At 73.1% G+C, this 19906-nt stretch carries 15 protein-coding genes; 7 read left to right on the top strand and 8 right to left on the bottom strand.

The window, feature by feature from the left end; all coding sequences use genetic code 11:
• Positions 1–122: 122 nt before the first annotated feature.
• Both B4N89_RS23950 and B4N89_RS23945 read left to right on the top strand, forming a co-directional pair.
• Positions 123–2498 carry a transketolase-like TK C-terminal-containing protein gene (locus tag B4N89_RS23950; protein ID WP_078979583.1) on the top strand — a complete coding sequence of 792 codons (2376 nt, stop codon included), beginning with the start codon at positions 123–125 and terminating at the stop codon, positions 2496–2498.
• A 103-nt stretch (positions 2499–2601) separates the two neighbouring features.
• On the top strand, positions 2602–3603 hold the full coding sequence (locus tag B4N89_RS23945; protein ID WP_078977867.1) for a hypothetical protein: 1002 nt from the start codon (positions 2602–2604) through the stop codon (positions 3601–3603).
• 72 nt (positions 3604–3675) lie between these two features.
• Here B4N89_RS23945 and idi read toward each other — a convergent pair whose 3' ends face one another.
• Positions 3676–4227 carry an isopentenyl-diphosphate Delta-isomerase gene (gene idi, locus B4N89_RS23940; protein WP_078979582.1) on the bottom strand — a complete coding sequence of 184 codons (552 nt, stop codon included), beginning with the start codon at positions 4225–4227 and terminating at the stop codon, positions 3676–3678.
• 264 nt (positions 4228–4491) lie between these two features.
• On the opposite strand from idi, the gene B4N89_RS23935 reads away from it, so the two are divergent.
• On the top strand, positions 4492–5079 hold the full coding sequence (locus tag B4N89_RS23935; RefSeq protein ID WP_143658065.1) for a hypothetical protein: 588 nt from the start codon (positions 4492–4494) through the stop codon (positions 5077–5079).
• A 91-nt stretch (positions 5080–5170) separates the two neighbouring features.
• Here B4N89_RS23935 and B4N89_RS53060 read toward each other — a convergent pair whose 3' ends face one another.
• Both B4N89_RS53060 and B4N89_RS23925 read right to left on the bottom strand, forming a co-directional pair.
• On the bottom strand, positions 5171–5611 hold the full coding sequence (locus tag B4N89_RS53060; RefSeq protein ID WP_078977865.1) for a chaplin: 441 nt from the start codon (positions 5609–5611) through the stop codon (positions 5171–5173).
• A gap of 203 nt (positions 5612–5814) precedes the next feature.
• Complete coding sequence (locus tag B4N89_RS23925; RefSeq protein WP_078977864.1) at positions 5815–6138, bottom strand: chorismate mutase; 324 nt, start codon at positions 6136–6138, stop codon at positions 5815–5817.
• Positions 6139–6409: 271 nt separating this feature from the next.
• Between B4N89_RS23925 and B4N89_RS23920 the strand changes: the two genes are divergently transcribed.
• Positions 6410–6811, top strand: a complete 402-nt coding sequence (locus B4N89_RS23920) for a hypothetical protein (RefSeq protein WP_078977863.1) — start codon at positions 6410–6412, stop codon at positions 6809–6811.
• A gap of 18 nt (positions 6812–6829) precedes the next feature.
• Here B4N89_RS23920 and B4N89_RS23915 read toward each other — a convergent pair whose 3' ends face one another.
• Positions 6830–7117 carry a hypothetical protein gene (locus tag B4N89_RS23915; protein WP_078977862.1) on the bottom strand — a complete coding sequence of 96 codons (288 nt, stop codon included), beginning with the start codon at positions 7115–7117 and terminating at the stop codon, positions 6830–6832.
• A gap of 669 nt (positions 7118–7786) precedes the next feature.
• Entirely contained in the window at positions 7787–8197 is a 411-nt protein-coding gene (locus B4N89_RS23910) for a Zn-ribbon domain-containing OB-fold protein (protein WP_235618751.1), read from the bottom strand.
• A 290-nt stretch (positions 8198–8487) separates the two neighbouring features.
• Here B4N89_RS23910 and B4N89_RS23905 point away from each other — a divergent pair, with 290 nt between their 5' ends.
• Together B4N89_RS23905 and dapD are read left to right on the top strand one after the other, a co-directional pair.
• Positions 8488–11457: an ATP-binding protein gene (locus B4N89_RS23905; RefSeq protein WP_078977860.1), complete on the top strand. Its 2970-nt coding sequence runs from the start codon at positions 8488–8490 to the stop codon at positions 11455–11457.
• A gap of 103 nt (positions 11458–11560) precedes the next feature.
• Positions 11561–12556: a 2,3,4,5-tetrahydropyridine-2,6-dicarboxylate N-succinyltransferase gene (gene dapD, locus B4N89_RS23900; protein WP_078977859.1), complete on the top strand. Its 996-nt coding sequence runs from the start codon at positions 11561–11563 to the stop codon at positions 12554–12556.
• 76 nt (positions 12557–12632) lie between these two features.
• On the opposite strand, the gene B4N89_RS23895 is transcribed toward dapD, so the two are convergent.
• Together B4N89_RS23895 and B4N89_RS23890 are read right to left on the bottom strand one after the other, a co-directional pair.
• Entirely contained in the window at positions 12633–14342 is a 1710-nt protein-coding gene (locus B4N89_RS23895; protein WP_078977858.1) for a class I adenylate-forming enzyme family protein, read from the bottom strand.
• Positions 14343–14565: 223 nt separating this feature from the next.
• Positions 14566–15474: a hypothetical protein gene (locus B4N89_RS23890; RefSeq protein ID WP_078977857.1), complete on the bottom strand. Its 909-nt coding sequence runs from the start codon at positions 15472–15474 to the stop codon at positions 14566–14568.
• A 229-nt stretch (positions 15475–15703) separates the two neighbouring features.
• Here B4N89_RS23890 and B4N89_RS23885 point away from each other — a divergent pair, with 229 nt between their 5' ends.
• Positions 15704–17650: an N-6 DNA methylase gene (locus tag B4N89_RS23885; protein ID WP_078977856.1), complete on the top strand. Its 1947-nt coding sequence runs from the start codon at positions 15704–15706 to the stop codon at positions 17648–17650.
• A 16-nt stretch (positions 17651–17666) separates the two neighbouring features.
• Here the strand turns inward: B4N89_RS23885 and B4N89_RS51600 are convergent, their stop codons facing one another.
• Positions 17667–19640 carry a serine/threonine-protein kinase gene (locus B4N89_RS51600; protein ID WP_235618749.1) on the bottom strand — a complete coding sequence of 658 codons (1974 nt, stop codon included), beginning with the start codon at positions 19638–19640 and terminating at the stop codon, positions 17667–17669.
• Positions 19641–19906: the final 266 nt, after the last annotated feature.

The following is a 19906-nucleotide window of genomic DNA, read 5'->3' as shown; positions in this document are numbered from 1 at the left end:
CCCGCCCCCGGTCCCGGGCGGCCGGGACCCGGCCGCGCCCGCCCGCCGCCCCCCGGCGCGCGTATCGCATGGTGAGACGATCGCCGTATGCTTCGGCCACCCCGACCCATCTTGAGGTGACCATGCACCGCAGCGACACGGACCACGCCGCGTCCGCTCTCGGCATCGACCTGTCCGTCCTCGAAGCCGTCCAGCGCCGCGTCCTGTGGCTCGCGACGCGCATCGTCGACTCGGCCAACCACGACCGGCCGAACGCCGACGGCATCAAGGTCGGCGGCCACCAGGCGTCCTCCGCGTCGCTGGTCTCGGCGATGACCGCGCTGTGGTTCGCCCACCTCGACGGCCCGGACCGGATCAGCGTCAAGCCGCACGCCTCGCCGGTCTTCCACGCGATCCAATACCTCCTGGGCAACCTGGACCGGTCCTACCTGACCACGCTGCGCGCCAAGGGCGGCCTCCAGTCGTACCCCTCCCGGACCAAGGACCCGGACCGCGAATGGGTGGACTTCTCCACCGGCTCGGTCGGCCTGGGCGCGGCGGCGCCGCTGTTCGGCGCGGCGGCCCGCCGCTACGTCGACGCGCACTTCGGCGCGCGTCCCGCCTCCCGCTTCGTCGCACTGCTCGGCGACGCCGAATTGGACGAGGGCAACATCTGGGAGGCCATCGCCGACCCGGCCACCCAGGGCCTGGGCAACGTGATGTGGCTGGTCGACTTCAACCGGCAGTCACTCGACCGCGTGGTCCCCGGGGTCCGGATCGACCAGTGGCGCGGCCAGTTCGAGGCGGCCGGCTGGCATGTGGTGGAGGTCAAGTACGGACGCCGGCTCCAGGCCGCGTTCGACCGGCCGGGCGGCGCGGCGCTGCGGGCCTGGCTCGACGCGATGCCCAACGAGCAGTACCAGGCGCTGTTCGGCCTCGCCGACGCGGACGTGCGCGCGCACTTTTTGGACGGCGCGCCGGCCGACGTCGCGGCCACCGTCGCCGACGTGCCCGACGCCGAGTTGCACACGCTGGTCACCGATCTCGGCGGGCACGACATCGCCGCCCTGCTCGACGCCTACCGGCGCTGCGACGCGGTCACCGACCGGCCCAGCGTGGTCTTCGCCTACACGGTCAAGGGCTGGGGCCTGCCGCTCGCGGGCAACCCGCGCAACCACTCCGCGCTGCTGACCACCGATCAGGTCGCGGCGCTGCGCGCGGAGTTCGGTCTGAGCGAGCGCACCGAGTGGGACCGCTTCGACGCCGCCACACCCGAGGGCATCCTGGCCGGGCAGCGCCGCGAGCACCTGGCCCGCCCGCCCCGGCCGGGCCCGCTGGGCGTGCCGGTCGCCTCCTCGACGAATCAGCGCATGGGCAAGCCGGTCTCCACCCAGGAGACCTTCGGCCGGGTCCTGGTCGACCTCTCCCGCGACCCGGCGCTCGCGCCGTACCTGGTCACCACCGCCCCGGACGTGGCCACCTCGACCAACCTGGCCGGCTTCATCAACCGCACCGGCGTGTTCTCCCCCACCGAGCGCCGGGCCTGGTCCGGCGACGGCGCGCTGAAGTGGATCGAGGGCCCCGGCGGGCAGCACATCGAACTGGGCATCTCCGAGATGAACCTGTTCCTGCTGCTCGAACAACTCGGCCTGGCGGGCGACCTGTCCGGCCAGCCGCTGATCCCGATCGGTACGGTCTACGACCCGTTCGTCTGCCGCGGCCTGGACGCGTTCATCCACGCCGTCTACTCCGGCTCGCGCTTCATCGTGGCCGGCACCCCCTCCGGGGTCACCCTGGCTCCCGAGGGCGGCGCGCACCAGTCCACCATCACCGCCTCGATCGGCCTGGAGCTGCCCGGCACCACGCTGATCGAGCCCGCCTACGGCTCCGCCCTCGACTGGCTGCTGTGCGACGCGGTGGGGCGGATCGCGGGCGGCCCGGACCACGGGGTCGAACCGGACAACGGCGCCTACTACTTCCGGCTCACCACCCGCCCGATCGACCAGGCGCCGTTCGAGGCCGCCCGGACCCGGCTCGGCGACGCGGTGTTGCGCCGACAGGTGCTCGCGGGCGGCTACCGGCTCCTGGAGGCGCCCGACCTGCCGGGCGCGCCGAGCGTGTACCTGGCCGCGTCCGGCGCGGTGTTGCCCGAGGTGCTGACCGCCGCCCACGAGCTGCGCGACGAGGGCATCGCCGCGCACGTCGTGGACATCACCTCGGCGGACCGGCTCTACGCCGCCTGGCAGCGCACGCTGCGCCAGGGGGTGCGCACCGCGACCACTCCGTCCGCGCCGGGCGCGCTGCGTACCGCGTTCCCGTACCGCGCGCCGGTGGTCACCGTGCACGACTCGTCCTCGCACACCCTGGCCTGGCTCGGCTCGGCGCTCGGCGTGCCGTGTGTACCGCTGGGCGTGGACCAGTTCGGCCAGACCGGCCGGATCGAGGACCTGTACGAGCTGCACGACCTGCTGCCGGGTTCGATCGTCAACGCGGCGCTGGCCGCACTGTCCCTGGCCTGAGCACCTCCGCCGGGCGGGGCCGTTCCCGCTCCGCCCGGCTCGCTCACGCGTACGGTATGCGTGCTGACGCAGCGTTCGGTGAGACCGAGGCGAGGAGTGGTGCATGCGACACGGGGGCGTGGGACGACGGTGGAGCACGTGGGCGGCGGCGGGCCTGGCCGCCGCCGTCGTGCTGACGGGGTGCTCGTCCGACTCCGGCGGCGGCAAGGGCAAGGAGAAAAAGGGCGGGGACAAGGCGGGCGGCACCGGGGGGCCGTCGGCCGGCGCCCCGGCACCCGGCGGGGCGGGCGACAAGGACCCCAGGGCGGTCTGGGCCGCGCTCGTCGCGGCGACCACCACGCAGCAGGTGGTCGAGTACCACGGGGTGCGCACCGCGGCCGGCGACACCGCCAAGGAGGCGACGGTCAAGGAGGAGTTGTGGTCCTGGTACGACGCGGGCGGCAAGTCCGCGTTCACCGACCGCGCCTACCAGGTCGCCGCCGGCGCGCCGATCAAGCGCTCCCAGTGCGAGGCGGGCCGGGAGTGGAGCTACAACAACGCGCTCGAGCAGTGGAGCGACACCAAGCGCACGTGTGTCGTGGACATGTCCCATGAGGGCAAGTACGTCGGCGACGGCATCCTGCCGACCGGGCTGACCGCCGAGCAGGCGAAGACCTTCGCCGCCCAACTGGAGGCCACCCCGGGCTGGTTGACCCCCTCGGCGGTGGAACCGGCGCAGCAGAACGGCAAGTCCTGGCTGCGGCTGACGGTGGACCTGAAGCCGCAGCAGAACGGCGGCGCGGCGGCCAACACCGATCTGCTGCTCCGGGCGTTCCGGGCCACGATCCCCGACTTCACCAAGGGGCCGTACCAGATCGAGAACTTCGGTCGGCAGAGCGGGTCGCCGGTGCGCGCGGTGTTCTGGCTGGACCCGGCCACCCACCTGCCCGCGTACTCCGAGGTGAGCACGACGGTGGTGGACAAGGGTGTGGCCACCGGCGCGACGCGGCACCTGCGCACCGAGTACGTCTTCGGCGGCGCCGCGCCCAAGCCCGATCGCGCCACGCTCGTCCCGGCGCCCGCGCCGAGCTGGCCGGACCAGGGCACCACGCCGCCCCCGGCCTGACGGGGCGGGACGGACACGAGCGAGAGGGCGGGCCCGGTGTCGTGGGCCCGCCCTCTCCGCTCGGGTGTTCGCTCAGCGTGCGGCCAGCGCCGCCAGCGGTGCGCGCACCGGTTCGAGCACCGCGCTCAGCCACGCGGTGTGATCGTGCTCGGCCAGCCACGCGTCGAGTTCGTCGAGCGGCACGTACGCGACGTCGTCGACCTCCTCGGCGTTGAGTCCGAGTTCGCCGCCGACCAGGCCGACGAAGAGGTGGTTGAACTCCTTCTCGACCAGGCCCGAGACCTCGTCGGTGACGTCGTAGGTCACCAGACCGGCCGGTTCGAGGACGGTGGGCTTGGCGCCCAGTTCCTCGGTCAGCCGGCGCAGCACCGCCTCCCGGGGCTCCTCGCCCGGGAACGGGTGGCTGCAACACGTGTTGGACCAGCGTCCCGGCGAGTGATATTTCGTCAGGGCCCGGCGCTGCATCAGTACCCGGCCCCGCTCGTCGAGGAGGAAAACCGAGAACGCCCGGTGCAGCAGACCCGGCGGCTGGTGTGCCTCCAGTTTCTCCGCGAGGCCGATGGTGTTCCCCTGCGGGTCCACCAGTTCGACCATGACCCGACCGTCCGGCTGCTCCTGCGCCATGTGCTCTCCCTGCTGTTCGGCCTTGCTCAGCACACTATCCGGCACGCGCGGCGCGGATCCCCCGATCCCGGGCCGGGCCTGCCACGACGTGTCGTGCGCCGACTACATCGTTGTCTGTACGGCGGAATCCGCCCTGCCGACGATCCGCCGCGGGCGTGCCCGGGAGACGCTGGTGGGGTCCGTTCGAGACCGCCGTCGCCCGCCCCGGGCGCGGGGTCGGGCGGGCCCGAGCCGTCCGAAGGGGGGATCACCGTGGTCGTCGCCATGATCGTTGCCTGCGAGGTGGGCTTCTGGGTGCTGATCGCCCTGGGCCTGCTCAGCCGCTACGTGCTGCACCGCCGCCGGCTGAGCAACGTGTTCCTGTACGGCACACCGCTGTTGGAGGTGATCCTGCTCGTGGTCGCCGTGGTGGACCTGCGCGGCGGCGCCACCGCCGGGTCGCGGCACGGGATCGCCGCGCTGTACATCGGGATGACCGCGGTCTTCGGGCACCGGGCGATCCGCTGGGTGGACCAGCGGGTGGGCTACCACTTCCTGGGCGGCCCGCTGCCCTGGCGACCGCCGCGACGGGGCCCGGAGCGGGTCCGCTACGAGGTGGTCGAGTTCGCCCGCGCGGTGGCCGCGATGGCGATCGCCGGGGCGCTGCTCGGCGTACTGATCCTGATCACCGGCGACGCCGACCGCACCGAGGCGCTGCGCGGCTTCTTCGGGGTGCTGGGCGGATTCACCATGATTTGTCTGGTGATCGCCGTGTACGGCGTCTGCGAGGCGTTCGGGAAGCCTCCCAAGGACAAGCCCGCGCCGCGTCGGCTGCGCGAGCCCCGCCCGGTGGAGCGCACCCCGGTGGGCTGACCCGCCTGCACCGGCCCGGAAACCGGCGGCGGCCCCGGCACACCTGGGAGGTGTGCCGGGGCCGCCGCCGGTACGGCCGTGACGTGGGTGTTCAGCCCATCATCGCGCCGGCGGCACCGCTCGCCATGGAGGCCAGACCGGTCGGGTCCGGGCAGTCGTCGGTCGGCGGGACGGGCGGCGGCGGCGGAAGCTCCGGCGGACAGTCGTCGGTCGGCGGGACCTGGTGCGGCGGCGGGGCCGGGTGGCCCGGGTGGCCGGGAGCGGGGTGACCCGGCATCGGCGTCTCCACGCCGTCACCGTTCACGCAGGTGTTGCCGAACGTCGGGTTGATCGCCGCGATGATGTTCACGGTGTTGCCACAGACGTTGACCGGCACGTGCACCGGCACCTGGATGTTGTTGCCGGAGAGCACGCCGGGCGAGTCGACGGCGGCGCCGTCCGCCTCGGCGGCGGCGAACGCCTGGCCCCCAACCGTAACCGAACCGCCGAGAATGGCGGCGGTGACGACCGCACCCTTGGTGAGCTTGTTCACTGGTAGTTATTCCCATCGATCGATAGACGGTGGAACCGGGGTTCCACGACGTCCAACGCGCGAGGGGGGTGCCGGTGACGGGGGGCGCGCGATCTTCCCCCGTAAGTAGCAAGCGGCGCAGGGGAGATGGCCGGACCGCACCGACGCGGGGCGGCCGATGTCCGCGTTCGTTTCAACGAGCCGGACGGCGATCGATCACGCGATCACGCGCCGGCGATCGCCTTGTGGTGGTGAATCACCTCGGCGACCAGGAAGTTGAGGAACTTCTCCGCGAAGTCCGGGTCGAGCTTCGCGCTCTCGGCCAGCGCGCGCAGCCGGCGGATCTGTACCGCCTCGCGCTCCGGGTCGGCAGGCGGCAGCCGGTGCTCGGCCTTGAGCACGCCGACCCGTTGGGTGCACTTGAACCGCTCGGCCAGCAGATGGATCAGGGCCGCGTCGATGTTGTCGATGCTGTCCCGCAGGTCCAGCAGCTCGGCGGGCTTGTCGGGCGCCTCGCCCGACCTTTCGTCAGTGGTTCCGTTGGCCATAACGGGTGACCCTACCCGGCGGCCTCGCGCGCGCGGAGGCACGCACGCCGGCGGGCCCGCGCCGGCTCACCGGACGCCCCGTCCCCGGGCCCGCAGAGCGATCCGAGGAAATGTCACCACCTGTCATCTCTCGTTCTGCCAGGTGTCACATCGCCACCTGCGGGGGACCCTCTGAGTACGGTCCGCGCCGTCGGCTGTCCCTGCCGTGTCGCGACGACCGTTCGGCCGTACTCGTGGGATGCGGGCGGAACTGCGGTAGGGGGCGAACGACATGATGGAGGAAGTGCGTCTGACGCCGAACGAGCGGCGGATGCTGGAGGAGATCGAGTACGAGCTGCGCAAGGACGAGGAGTTGGACCTCGCGCTGCGCACGATGCGTCCTTCCCGCAACCGTCGGCGCGGCGGTGTGCGCGGCCGGGTCGTCCCGGGCGCGGGCTCGATGCCGGCCTCGGGGCGCGCCCGCCGAAGGATGCGCCGACCGACACTCTCCGGCACCTGGCACGTGCTGTTGCTCGTCGTGCTGTTCGCGGCGGTGTTCGCGGCGCTGATCACCACGTCCGGCGCCTACCTGGTGGTGATCGCGTTCGCGCTGATCATCATGGGCTGCACCACCACGCTGGTCTGGCTGTGTGTGTCCTTCCTCCTGCGTCGCGGTGGCGGCGGCCGGACCTGATCGGTCACGGCAGGCGGATCACCGGGCACGATGGTCGCGACCGGCGGCCGTGCGGCCGAGGCCGCGACCGCGGGCCGCGACCGTCAGCGTGCCCACCGGAGCGGCCACACCGAGCAGCAGCGCGGCATCCAGGGCGCCCATACCGCCCTGGCCGATCGAGTAGAACACCAGCGCGAGCGACGCGAACATGCACATCAACACCGCGGCCGTCATGCGCTCGGCGCGGCGTGCCCGGGTGAGCAGCCACAGGCAGCCGGCGAGGCCGACGAACAACGTCGCCAGAGCGGCGATCGCGGTGGTGGTCATCGCGTCTCCTGTCTTCCTGCTGCGTTCGAACGGGCCCTGTTTCGGCGGTCTACCCGAGGCGACCGCGATGATGCGCGACCCCACCGGAATCGAATCCTAACCGGCAAATACTCCTAGGGGGTATACGATCAGGGCATGACACCCATCACTCCCTTGTGTGGCGGCAGCGCGCGCCTGGATCTGCTCCGGCGCGCGGGATCCGCGACCGTTCGCGTGACACTCGCCGTCGAACGTTGCCGACGCGCCTGCGCCGGGCGCGGGCGCGGGTAACAGTCGGGGCTCCACGCGCCGCGCCGCGCTCCCACCCCGCGCGCCGGCGGTGGGCCCATCGATGCGCCGGGACCGGATCGTCGGGGGTGCGCCCGGACGACGGCCGCGAGGTGGCGTGCGGCACGGTCGTGCGGCCGCCGGGGGCGAGGCGCGTTGCTCGCGCCGCTCGGGGGAGCCCGCCGGTGCGCGCCGCCCGCGGGATCGCGGCTCCGACCCGGGTCGGCCGGGCGCTCGGCGAACGCCCGGCCCCGGCCGGCCTGTCCGGCCGCCGGCTGCGTCCGGACGGCGCGGACCCGCTGCTCGGACCGGCTGCTCGTCGGGGCCCCGCCCGGACGCGGCCGGTCGGACGTCCCGGGCGCCGGCTTCCGCCCGGGACGCTCGGCGGGAGTGCGAAAGGTCTCAGCCTCGGTCGGGCGTGAAGAACGGCAACACCCGCTCCTCCCCCGTCGGTCGCAGGTCCACCCGCACCCGCATCCCCGAATGGATCTCCGCCGGTTCGACCTCGACCAGGTTGGTGAGCATGCGATAGCCCTCGTCCAGATCCACGATCGCCACCGCGTGCGCGCCGCCGAACGGGCGCGCCTGGGGCCTGCGCACCACGGTCCAGCTGTACACGCTGCCGCGCCCGGCGCTGGTGGCCCACTGGAGCGCGCGCGACGAACAGCCACGGCACATCTCGGTGGGGGCGAAGTTCGCCGTATCGCAGGCGCCGCACCGCTGATAGCGCAACTCGCCCGATTCGGGCGGGATCCGCACCGACGCGGCAGGAGTGACGGGTACACCGATCTGCGGTCCCAACACGGGTGTCACGGCCTTTCTGGTCGAACATGCCTCGTCGAGTTCTGCGGGCCCGCCGGCGGTCGAACACGAGCCCCGGCTGCATGCTCGCGTACCAAGCGCCCGGTTGCCGAATCGACCGCACATCCGTTCCCGTTCCGAAATCGGGCCACTCGAAGAGAGGACGTCGACAGGACTTCTCGGCCAAGTCGAAGACATGGCTTGCGGACTTGGCGCAGGATGGGTAGCGCAAGTGATCCGCCACGGCGCGTAATCGATCCGCGCGGGCTCGGGGTGGGAACGCACGGCAGAGAGGTTGCGCGATGACGGCAGGACGCACGGCAGCGCGCCCGGAAGGCACGGGGCGCGAGCACACACCCGATCCGGCCTCTGCCCCGGAGCCTACGCCTCTGGTCGAGCGCGACCTCTTGCAACGCGAACTCCGCGAAAACATGGCCGTTGTGCGCCGAACCGGCTCGGGCCGCGTCGCGGTCGTCCAGGGTGTGGCCGGCATGGGCAAGTCGGCCGTGCTGGAGTGGGCCGAGGCCACGGCGCGGACGGAGGGCTTCGAAACGCTCGCGGTGACCGGCTACGACCTGGAGAAGGTCCGCGTCTACGGCCTGGTGAAGCGGCTGTTCGTCAAGATCCATCGGCTCGACGACGCCGGCCGGCGGCAGCGACTCGGCGAGTGGTACGGCGTCCTCGCCCCCATCCTCGGCACGCAACCGCGTCAGCCCGAGGCGCCGCCGGATCCGGAAAACGTGCGCGCCGGCCTCGACGCGGTCATGCGCAGCCACCTGCCGGCGCATGGCGGACCGCTGCTCCTCGTGGTGAACGACGTGCACTGGGCCGATTCCTCCTCGCTCGACTGGCTCGCTCGATTCGCGCTACAGGTCGTCGAGTTGCCGATCCTGCTGGTGATCTCGTATCGACCCGACGAGATCGAGGAGCCGTTGCGCCCGGCACTGCGGGCGCTGAACAAGGTCGCCGCCACCGAGTTCGGCAAACTCGCCCCACTCACCGTCGACGGCGTCGCCTCGGTGATCCGCCGGCGGTTCGCCGACCGGCACGTCGACGACGAGTTCGTCCGCCACTGCCACCGCTACGTCAACGGCCTGCCGCAGACCCTGCGCGAACTCCTGCGCTACGTGGAGGAGACCGGGATCCCGCCGACGGCCGCCGGGATCGCGCGGTACGGCACCGAGATGGCGGATCACGCCGCGTACGCCTACCACAAGGACCAGTTCGAGGAGCGCTTCAACCGACTCGCGCCCGCGGCGCGCAGGGTGGCGATGGCAGCCGCGATCCTGACGCCGCACATGAACGTCGAGCGCATCGCCACGCTGACCGGGCTGAGCCCGCAGACCGTCATGACGGCGGCGGCGGACCTCTACGGGCAGGAGATCCTGACCGCCGTCGACGACGAGCGATCGGCGTGGGGGTTCACCCACTCGCTGGTGCAACGCGCGGTCTACAGCCACTGTTTCGCGCTCAGCGAGCGTTGCGCGATGCACCTTCGGGCGGCCCACATGTTGCGCGAGGACGGGTTTTCCGCACAGAGCGCCGCCACCCACCTCCTGAAGGTGTTCGGCACCATCGACGAGTGGGCCGCCGAAACCGCGGTGAGCGCGGCTCGCGAATGTCTGGCGTCGGGTGTGCCCGAGGCGGGTGTGCGCTACCTCGAACACGCGCTCGCCCAGCTCGCGCCGAAGGAAATGCACGCCAAGATCCACTACAACATCGGCCGCGCCTACTTCGTGAACAATCCCCCGGCCAGCCTGGAACCGTTGAGGCGGGCTCTCGCCGCGTGCCCGCCGGGCGCCGAACTGCGCACCAACATCGTCTGCGAACTGGGCCGTTCGCTCGCGTTCAATGGCCAACTCCGCAAGAGCATCGAACTCCTGGACGAGGAGATCAAGAAGACCCCGGTCGGCCGGACCCGCCACCGGCTGTATGCCGACCTGTTCATGTGGGCCGCGTTCTGGGAGGACGACACCAGCTTCGCCTCGCGGGCGCACGACCTCCAGCGGTTGACCGTGCGTCTGAACACCGAGCACGCCACCACGCGCACGAACTGCTCGTTGTTCGCTCTGGTCGCCTGGTACGGCGTGCTGAGCGGGCGCCGGCTGCAGACCACCACCAAGTTCGCCCGCGCGGCGCTCGGTCCGGAGGCGCCGAACGGAGAGCGCGCGGGCTTCAGTTGGATCGAGGACGGTTGGGGCTTCGAGATCCCGATGGTGCTCATTCTGACGTTCATTCACTGCGACCTGTTCAAGGAGGCCCGCGCGCTCTTGGACAAGGGCATGGCCGAGCTGCGCGACAATGGTCGCCAGCGCTCGCATCTGTCCTACGGCCACGCGTTCCAGGCGATGCTTTTGTATCGGATGGGCCGGCTCCAGGAGGCTCGGGAACAGGCCGAGATCGGCCTGGACATGGCCATGCAACTCGGTGAGAACACGCCGTCGAAGTGGTATGCGGCGGGCGTGCTGATCCAGACCCTGATCGCGCAGGGCGACCTCGAACTGGCCGAACACACCTCCAGGCGGGTCGGCTTCGACGATGCGGCGAAGGCCGACCAGGCGGCCCGCGTGCTGCCGGTGCCCGCGATCGTGCTCGCCGAGTTGCGGATCGCTCAAGGCAGGCACACCGAGGTGATCCAGCCGCTGACCGACCTCGGCGAAAAGCTCCGCGCTCGTGGCATGGACAACCCCGCGTGGTGCCCGTGGGGACTGTTGCTCGCGCAGGCACTGAGTCTCGAAGGTCCTTTGCAGAATCAGGAGTTGGCCAAGAAGGTGGCGAAGCAGGCGGTCGCCCGCGCCGACGCGTGTTACGCCCCGGTGGCCGCCGGTCAGGCCAAGCGAGTGGCCGCGGAGTTGGACGACAATCCCAACGCGCTTCAGGCGCTGTGGGACGCGGCGGTCGCCCTGGAGGGCGTCGGCGCCAATTACGAATACGCCAAGGCACTGCTCGCCTACGGCGACCGGCTGCGCAAGGACAACCACAAGCAGGACGCGATCGGCGAATTGGAACGGGCCCGCCAGACGGCGATGGCCTGCGGCGCGATCCCGGTTCAGATGCGGGCGACCGAGATGGTCAAGGCCTTGGTCGGCAGCACCGCGCGGCCACCGATCGACCACGAACGCGCCGAGTCCGCCGACTGGGTCGAGGAATACCCGGGCGGCTACAGCCCGTACGGCATCCCACACGGCGGCAACATCCGCCCGGACGTGGACGACGACCGCACGGAAACCTGGCCGTTCCGGGATGGGGCCACGCGGGGGTCGGAAACGTAGTCGCGCGCGACGTGCGCCGTGTCGAGCGGTGGGACCCGCCGATCGGGCTTGACGTCGTCGGGCGGCGCTCGGTGTCGGCCCGGGCCTTCGGTACGGTAGCGGGGTGATCGACACTGCTGCTTCCTCCCCCGTTGGTGCCGTCGCCGCCGGCCTCGCCACGATCGCCGCCGATGGCACCGTCCTGGACACCTGGTACCCCGCACCCGAGCTGACCTCGGGCGACGCCGACGGCAAGACCGAGACGGTGCGGCTGTCGGCCGACGAGGCCCTGGCCGCGCTCGGCCCCGACGCGATCGCGGGCCTCGGCGCCGACGCGGTGCGCGGGGTCGAGGTCGTCGCCGTGCGCACGGTGATCGCCTCGCTGGCCGCCCCCCTGGTGGACACCCACGACGCGTACCTGCGCCTGCACCTGCTCAGCCACTGCCTGGTCCGCCCGCACGGGCAGAGCTTGGAGGGCCTGTTCGGTGTGCTCCCGAACGTCGCCTGGACCAACCTGGGCGCGGTGCCGGTGGACGGCCTCGCCGCGGCCCGGCTGCGCGCCCGCGCCGCGCGCGTGCCGTTCGAGGTGGCCGGGGTGGACAAGTTCCCGCGGATGACCGAGTTCGTGGTGCCCGCCGGCGTCCGGATCGCCGACGCCACCCGGGTCCGCCTGGGCGCGCACCTGGCGCCCGGTACCACGGTGATGCACGAGGGCTTTTGCAACTTCAACGCGGGCACCCTCGGCGCGTCCATGGTCGAGGGCCGGATCAGCGCCGGCGTCGTGGTCGGCGACCACAGCGACATCGGCGGCGGCTCGTCGATCATGGGCACGCTGTCCGGCGGCGGCAAGGAGACCATCTCGGTCGGCGAGCGCTGCCTGCTCGGCGCCAACGCGGGCATCGGCATCTCGCTCGGCGACGACTGCGTCGTGGAGGCGGGCTGCTACATCACCGCCGGCACCCGGGTGACCACCCCGGACGGCACGGTGGTCAAGGCCGCCGAACTCTCCGGCCGCGACGGCCTGCTCTTCCGCCGCAACTCGGTCACCGGCACGATCGAGGCGATCGCCCGGACCAAGTCGTGGGGCGCGCTGAACGAGGACCTGCACAAGAACGACTGACCCGGCGCCGCGTTGCGCGGCGGTGCTCCCGAGCGGGGCCGGCGGCGATCACGGCCGGCGGCCCCGCTCGCGTCGTTCACTCCTCGACGAGGTCGGCGGGGCGGCCGCCCGTGGCCACCGCGCGGATCACCTTGCCGGTCGGCGTCCGGGGCAGCGGCTCGGCGCGCAACTCCCAGTGCGCGGGCACCTTGAAGTGGGCCAGCCGCTCGGCCACGTAGGCGCCCAGCTCGGCGGCGGTGACCGGGCTGCCCTGGGCCGGGACCACGATCGCCTTGACCTCCTCGCCCCACTCCGGGTGCGGTACGCCGACCACCACCGACTCGGCGACGTCCGGATGCGCGTCCAGGCAGTGCTCGATCTCGGCCGGGTAGACGTTCTCCCCGCCGCGCAGGATCAGGTCGCTGCGCCGGGTGGCGAGGTGGAAACGGCCGGCGCGGGCGAAGCCGAGGTCGCCGGTGCGCAACCACCGGTCCGGCGTGAGCGCCTTCGCGGTGGCCTCCTCGTTGCGCCAGTAGCCGCGCATCACCAGCGGACTGCGGATCCACAACTCGCCCTCGACGCCGTCCGGCTGTTCGGTGCCGTCCTCGGAACGGATCGTCACCTCCACCGTCGGCACGGCCGTTCCGATCGCCCCCGGTTCGCCCTCCAGTTGCGCGGCGCCCGCCGTGGTGGCCACCCCGCCGGACTCGGTCAGCCCGTACCCGACGCCGAGCGCCCCCTTGGCGCTCGGGAACACCTCCTGGAGCCGGCGCACCAGTTCGGGCGAGAACGCCGCGCTGCCGCCGCCGAGGCGCACGATCGAGGACAGATCGTGCCGCGCGGTGTCGGGGTGGTTGACCACCCGCCAGCCGAGCGTGGGCACGAGCGACCACGTGGTGCAGCGCTCGCGCTCGATCAGTTCCAGGAGTCGGGGCACCTCGAACCGCCCGGGGTAGAGCACCATCGTCTGCCCACCGGCCAGCGCCGCGACCGCGCCCGCCAGCAGGCCCGAGACGTGGAAGAAGGGGCTGTTGACCAGCCACCTCCCGGGCGGCGCCTGGGCCCGGGCGGCGGCGGGCAGGTGCGCGCTCGCCCGGGCGGCGAGCAGCGCCTGGAGGTTTTGCATGGCCACCACGTTGCGATGGGTGAGTACGGCGCCCTTGGGCCGGCCGGTGGTGCCGGAGGTGTACAGGATCAGCGCGGGGTCGTCCTCGTCGGCGGCGCCCGGCGGCAGGTCGGCGTCGGGGGCGTGCTCGGTCAGCGCGGCGAAGTCGCCCTCCATCTCCACCACGGGCAGGCCCGTTTCGCCCGCGGCGGCGACCGCGCCGCCCAGCCGCTCCAGTCGGCGCCGGTCGGCGATCAGCACGGTGGGCGCGCAGTCCGCGACGGCGTAGCGGATCTCGTCGCCGGCCCACCACCCGTTCATGCCCACCGCGATCGCGCCGAGCGCCGCGGCGGCCTGGAAGGCGGTCAACCACTCGGGCCGATTCGCCGCCAGGATCGCCACCCGATCCCCCGGTCCGACCCCGAACCGCTCGCGCAACGCGTGCGCGGTCGAGGCGACGTCACGCACGTGTCGGGTGAAGGTGATCCGGCGGTCCTCGTGGACCAGGTACTCGCGATCCCCGAACCCGCGCGCCCGCTCGACGAAGGCGGTGATCGAGCGGGGCCGTTCGGCCAGGACGCGCAGCGGGACGCCGAGCACGTCCTCCTCGACGAGCGCGAACGGGCCGTCGGGGGCGGTCAGGGCGGCGAGTACGGGATCGGGCGCGGCTGCCGCGGACCCGGTGGAGCTGGAGGTGGCCATGGCGGGGACCCTAGGATCCTTGACCGAGTCATTCAAGCGATCCGCGATGTGATCTGCGCTTGGGTACGACGCGGGTCCGCGACAACGCACGAGGGCGACCCGCCCTTCGGCGGATCGCCCTCGTGGCCCCCATCCCCCCGGATGAAAGTTCATCGGCCCGAATGGCCGGAAAGGTCCGAAGGACCCGGAAGCCCGGATCCCGGCCCGGATCCCGGCCCGGGTCTCAGCCCACGTTCTCGATCCCGGCCATGCCCTTCTCCACGTCGAGCACCTCGACCGAGGAGACCTTGCGGCCGGTGTTGCTCTGCGCCCACTGCTTCGCCTCGTTGGCGAGCTTGCCCGCCTTGTCCATCCGGGCGCTCTCGGCGGTCAGGTTCTCGGTGAGCGAGACTTCGGCGGGCAGCGTGGTCATGACGGCGATGTCGTAGCCGGAGTACGTCTTGGCGATCCGGACCTTGGTGACCACGGAGCCGTAGGTGGTGGTCTTCAGCTTGGCCAGCATGTCGGCGGCGTACTTCTCCGAGCCGGCCTTGTCGCCGTCCTTCTCCGCGCCGTTCTCGATCCCGGCGGTGCCCTTCTCCTTGTCGAGCACCGACACCGACGAGATCGTCAGGGTGGCCGAGTCCTGGGTCCACTGCAGGGCCTCGACGGCGAGCTTCCGGCCCTTGTCCATCCGGGCGTTGGCGCCCTTGATGTCCTCGGTGATGGAGGGCTCGGCGGGCAGCGTGGTGTTGACGGTGACCTCGTAGCGCTCGTACTGCTTCGCGATCCGCACCTCGGAAACCACACCGCCGTGCTTGGTGGTCTTCAGGTAGGCGAGCAGGTCCTGGGCGACCTTGTCGGTGCCGCCCTTCGGCTCGCTCTTGTCGCCCTTGTCGCTCTTCTCCGTCTTGGCCGGCCCGGCGCCGGGTGCCGCGCTCGTGTCCGCCGCGCCGGTCGTCTTCGGCGACTCGACCGTCGCGCTGGACGCCTTGCCCTCGTCCTTCTTCGGGCCGCATGCGGCGAGTGAGCCGGTCAGGGCGATCGTCGCGGCGACCGCCACGGTGGTGATCAGGCCCCGGCGCCGGCCCCGCGGGGTCGCGGTCGAAGCGGGCTGCCGGAGAACGGTCGGCCGGGGAGCGATCGGGGACATGAGGTTTTCCCTTCGGAAGCACTGCATGGGTGTCATTGCTCGGAGTCGCTGCTCGCAGGCACTGCGGAGACAGACGGACGGTGCGGGTGTTTCCGGGGTTGCACCTTGCTGCCTGGGTCAATGGAAACAGTAGCTGTGAACGATGTCAACACTGCATCCTCGCCGACATTGCGTCGCTTCTCTATGATTGACTTCCCGGAGTTCACACCCCAGGTCAGAGGAGAAGACGGTGCCCACCAGCCCCCAGGTCACCGCTGCCGAGATCGCCCGCATCGCGGGTGTCGGGCGCGCCGCCGTGAGCAACTGGCGTCGCCGCTTCGACGACTTCCCGCGTCCCGTGGGCGGCAGCGACGCGAGCCCCACCTTCGCGCTGGCCGACGTGGAGGGCTGGTTGCGCGCCCAGGGCAAGATCGCCGAGGTCGCGCCCGAGGAGCGGCTGTGGCGCCTGATCGCGGCCGACGGCGACGTGGCCGACCGGCTCGCCGACATCGGCGAATACCTGCTCGCGGGCGCACCCGCGCCGGTCGGCCCGCACGCCGATCGACTCCGCGCCGCCGGCGACCTCGCCGCGACCCGCGGCGCGCCCGCCGTGTTCGCCGACCTGTACGCCCGCTTCGCCGAGTCGCCCGCCAGCCCCGGCGGCGCCACACCGGCGGCCACCGTCGCGCTGATCGCCGAACTCGCGGGCGCCGGACGGGAGAAGCCGGTCACCGTATTCAACCCCGCGACCACCCACGGTGACCTGCTGCTCGGCTTCGTCCGCTCGGCGCGCACGCTGCGCGGGCAGACCGAGGCACCGGCCCTGGCCCGGTTGATCCGGGTCCGCCTCGCGCTGCATCCGGACGCCGCACCGGATACCGACATCGCCATCGCCGAGGGCGACGGACTGCGCGCCGACGCGTGGCCCGGCGCCCGCTTCGACGCCGTCGTGGGCAACCCGCCGTTCAACGACCGCAACTGGGGGCACGACGAACTGGCCTACGACCAGCGGTGGGAGTACGGCCTGCCACCGCGCACCGAATCCGAACTGGCCTGGGTGCAACACGCGCTCGGCCACACCGAGGCGGGCGGGCGGGTGGTACTGCTGATGCCGCCGGCGGTGGCGGCCCGCGGCTCGGGCCGCCGCATCCGGGCCGAACTGCTGCGCCGGGGCGCGCTGCGCGCGGTGTTCGGCCTGCCCGCCGGCGCCGCGCCGCCGTTCGGGGTGGCGCTGCACCTGTGGATCCTGGAGCGGCCCTCGGGCGAGCGAATGCCCTCACACGTGCTGTTCGCCGAGCTCGACGACCTGGCGGACCCCGTCGCGGCGGACACCGCGCTGCGCGCCTGGCGCGACTTCCGCGCCGACCCGGCGGGCCTGGCCGAGATCCCGGGCCGACACCGCGCGGTACCGCTGATCGAACTCCTCGACGACAACGTCGACCTGACCCCGGCGCACAACCTGCCCGCGCAGACCGACGCGAACGTGGCCGAGCGGGTGCAGGACACCCGCGCCCGGCTGCTCGCCCTGCTGGCCCGGCTGCCGCACCTGGTGCCCGCGGTGCCGGCCGCCGAGGAGGGCGCCGGGACGTGGCGCTCGGTCGCGCTCGCCGACCTGGCCCGCACCGGCGCGGTCACCCTGTACCGCAGTGCGTCGCGGCCCGGGCGGGTCGGCCACGAGACGCCCCCCGGCCCGACCGTGCCGATGCTCACCACCGCCGACCTGGCCGCCGCCGTGCCGCCGAGCGGGCGCCTGTCCGCGGCCGAGGCGGACGAGGCGCAGCACCCCCGGATCCACGCCGGGGACGTGATCGTGCCCACCCTGCTGGGCGGCGACGAGCACGGGTGGGCGAGCGCGGTCCGGGTCGCCGGGTCGGCCGAGCAGGACGCGGTCCTCGGGCCCAACCTGCACCTGCTGCGCCCCGACCCGGCCGCGCTGGATCCGTGGTTCCTGGCCGGGTTCCTGACCGACCCGGCGCACGCGCGGCGGGCCGGCTACGGCTCCAGCATCGTGCGGGTCGACGTGCGGCGGATCGAGATCCCGCTGCTGCCGCCGGAGCGGCAGCGGGCGTACGGGGAGACCTTCCGCGCGCTGCGCATGTTCGTCACCGACCTGCGCGGCGCCGCCGCGCTCGGCGAGGATCTGGGCCGGGGCCTGCTGGAGGGCCTGACCGCGGGGCTGCTCCGACCGCCGGGGTAGCCGGTACGGCGGGCGCTCAGCGCCCCTCCAGGGCCCGCAGCACGCGCCGGGAGCGGTCGGCGGGCGCGGCTGCGCGGAGCGGGCCCGAAGGGGTCAGCCCGGCCGCCGCGCCGGTCCAGTCGGGGCCGGTGTAGCACCGCACCAGGGCCTCGGCGGCGGTGCGGTGCACGTCGCCCATCGAGTACAGCTCCTCGCCCGGGACGATGCGATGGCGCCGCCGCCCGGCCGAGCGCGCCTCCCGCTCCGGCCACCGCGCGTGCACCACCAGGCGCGGCTCGTCGATCGGCTCCGGCGCGGCCAGCGTGGAGAAGGACAGCGTGTACGGGAGCAGCGGGCCGACCAGGTCGCACAGGCCCCACAACACCGCCTCCGGGTCCGGTACGCCGTCCGCCTCGGACAGCGCGAAGGTCTCGTCGGGTCGGGCGAGCACCGCCGCGACCACGTCCGTCAGCACGTCGGCGGATGTGCCGGCGCGGGCCCGCAGGCGGGGCGCGCAGCGGGCCAGTTCGGCGTCGAGCACCTTCGGGTCGAGCCGCGGCGAGGGCCGGCCGGTGGGCTGCTCCAGGCCGGCCGGATCCCCCGAGGCGGCGCCGAGGGCGAGCGCGTGCCGGGGGCCGGCGAGCGAGACCGCGGCGGGGTCGGCGCGGGCCGGGGCCATCAGCACCAGCGCGCGGCCGGGGGTGCGCCGGATCAGCGTCGGGCGACCACCGAGCGGGCCGAACCGGACCGCGGGCCGGTCGGCCGCGCGCCCTGCGCCGGGTTCGGGGTCGATCATCGGCGCCAGCACCGGGTGCCACCGGCGCAGGTCGGCGTCGGCCAGGGACGAGGCGAGCACGCCGGCCGGTCCCGCTCCGGGCAGGTCGTACAGGATCCGGTCCAGCATCGGCGCCCGCGCCGACCGGTACGGCTCGCGCGTGTAGGGCCGGGTGGGGCCGGGCGCGGGCATCGGCCGGGTCGGCTCGGCGGGCGACGGCCGATCCGGTCCGGTGCGGTGGGCCCCGCCCTGGCGCGGCCGCTCGGGCGTGGGCGCGCGCACCGCCTCCGGCTCCGGCGCGGGGCGCGGGGCGCGCGGCCGGGGCGTGTCCACGCCGGGCCGGATCCGCCGCTCGTGCTCGTGCAGCAGGTCCAGCACCGGCCGGGGCAACCACGCGGCCGCCTCGTACGGACGCCGACGGCCGGTCAGCAGCTCGGCGAAGTCGGCCACCACCCGCTCCGGGGTCGGCCGCCGATCGGCCCGGCGGCGCAGGCACGATTCGACCAGCGGCAGCAGCTCCGCCGGCAGCCCGCTCAGGTCCGGGTCGCGGTTGCGCACGGCGCTCATCACCCGCATCGCACTGCCCTGGTACGGCGCGTGCCCGGCGCCCGCGAACAGCAGCGTGGCGCCCATCGCGTACACGTCGGAGCGGACCGTGCCCGATTCGCCCTCGACCTGCTCGGGGGCCATGTAGGCGATGGTGCCGACCAGGTTGACGGTGTCCTGGTCCTGGGCGAGGGCGAGCCCGAAGTCGATCACCTTCGGCCCGTCCAAGGTGACCAGGATGTTGCCGGGGGCCAGGTCCCGGTGCACCAGACCCGCCCCGTGGATCGCGCCCAGCGCCTCGGCCACCCCGGCGGCCAGCCACCGCACCGCGTCCGGCGGCAACGGGCCGCACTCGTCGACCACCTCGCGCAGCGACGGCGCCGGCACGTACGCGGTGGCCAGCCAGGGCCGCGCGGCCGCCGGGTCGGCGGCCACCACCGCGGCCGTGAACACCCCGCTCACCAGCCGCGCCGCCTGGACCTCGCGGGCGAACCGCCGCCGGAAGTCCTCGTCGTGGTCCAACTCGGCCAGGATCGTCTTGATCGCCACCAGCCGACCCGCCGGGGACAGCCCCAGGAAGACCCGGGCCATGCCGCCGCGGCCGAGCCGGGACAACACCCGATAGGGCCCGATCCGGCGCGGATCGTAGGCGTCCAGGGGCGCCGGCCCCCGTCGTCCGTCGTCGGTCACGCCACGTCCCCCCGGCCGCCCCATCGTGTGCCCCTCATCATGACGCCGCATGGGTGACCCCCGAAGCGGGAAGCCGAAACACAGGGCACCGTCGCGCCCCGAGTCGGCGGTGACCAAGGGCGTTGCGACCCGGCACCCTGGGTCAGGTGACGCGGCTCACGGTTTGTCGCCCAGGTGGGAGGTGGCTGCGAGGCCGCCTCGTGCGCCTGCTATTCGTACTGATGCACACATGTCACAAAGACCGGAACCGCACGGACACGATCCGG

Source organism: Embleya scabrispora (assembly GCF_002024165.1).
In the GTDB taxonomy this organism is placed as follows: Bacteria; Actinomycetota; Actinomycetes; order Streptomycetales; family Streptomycetaceae; genus Embleya; species Embleya scabrispora_A.
Note: the sequence above shows the minus strand (reverse complement) of the source record. Positions and strands in the feature narration are given on the sequence as shown.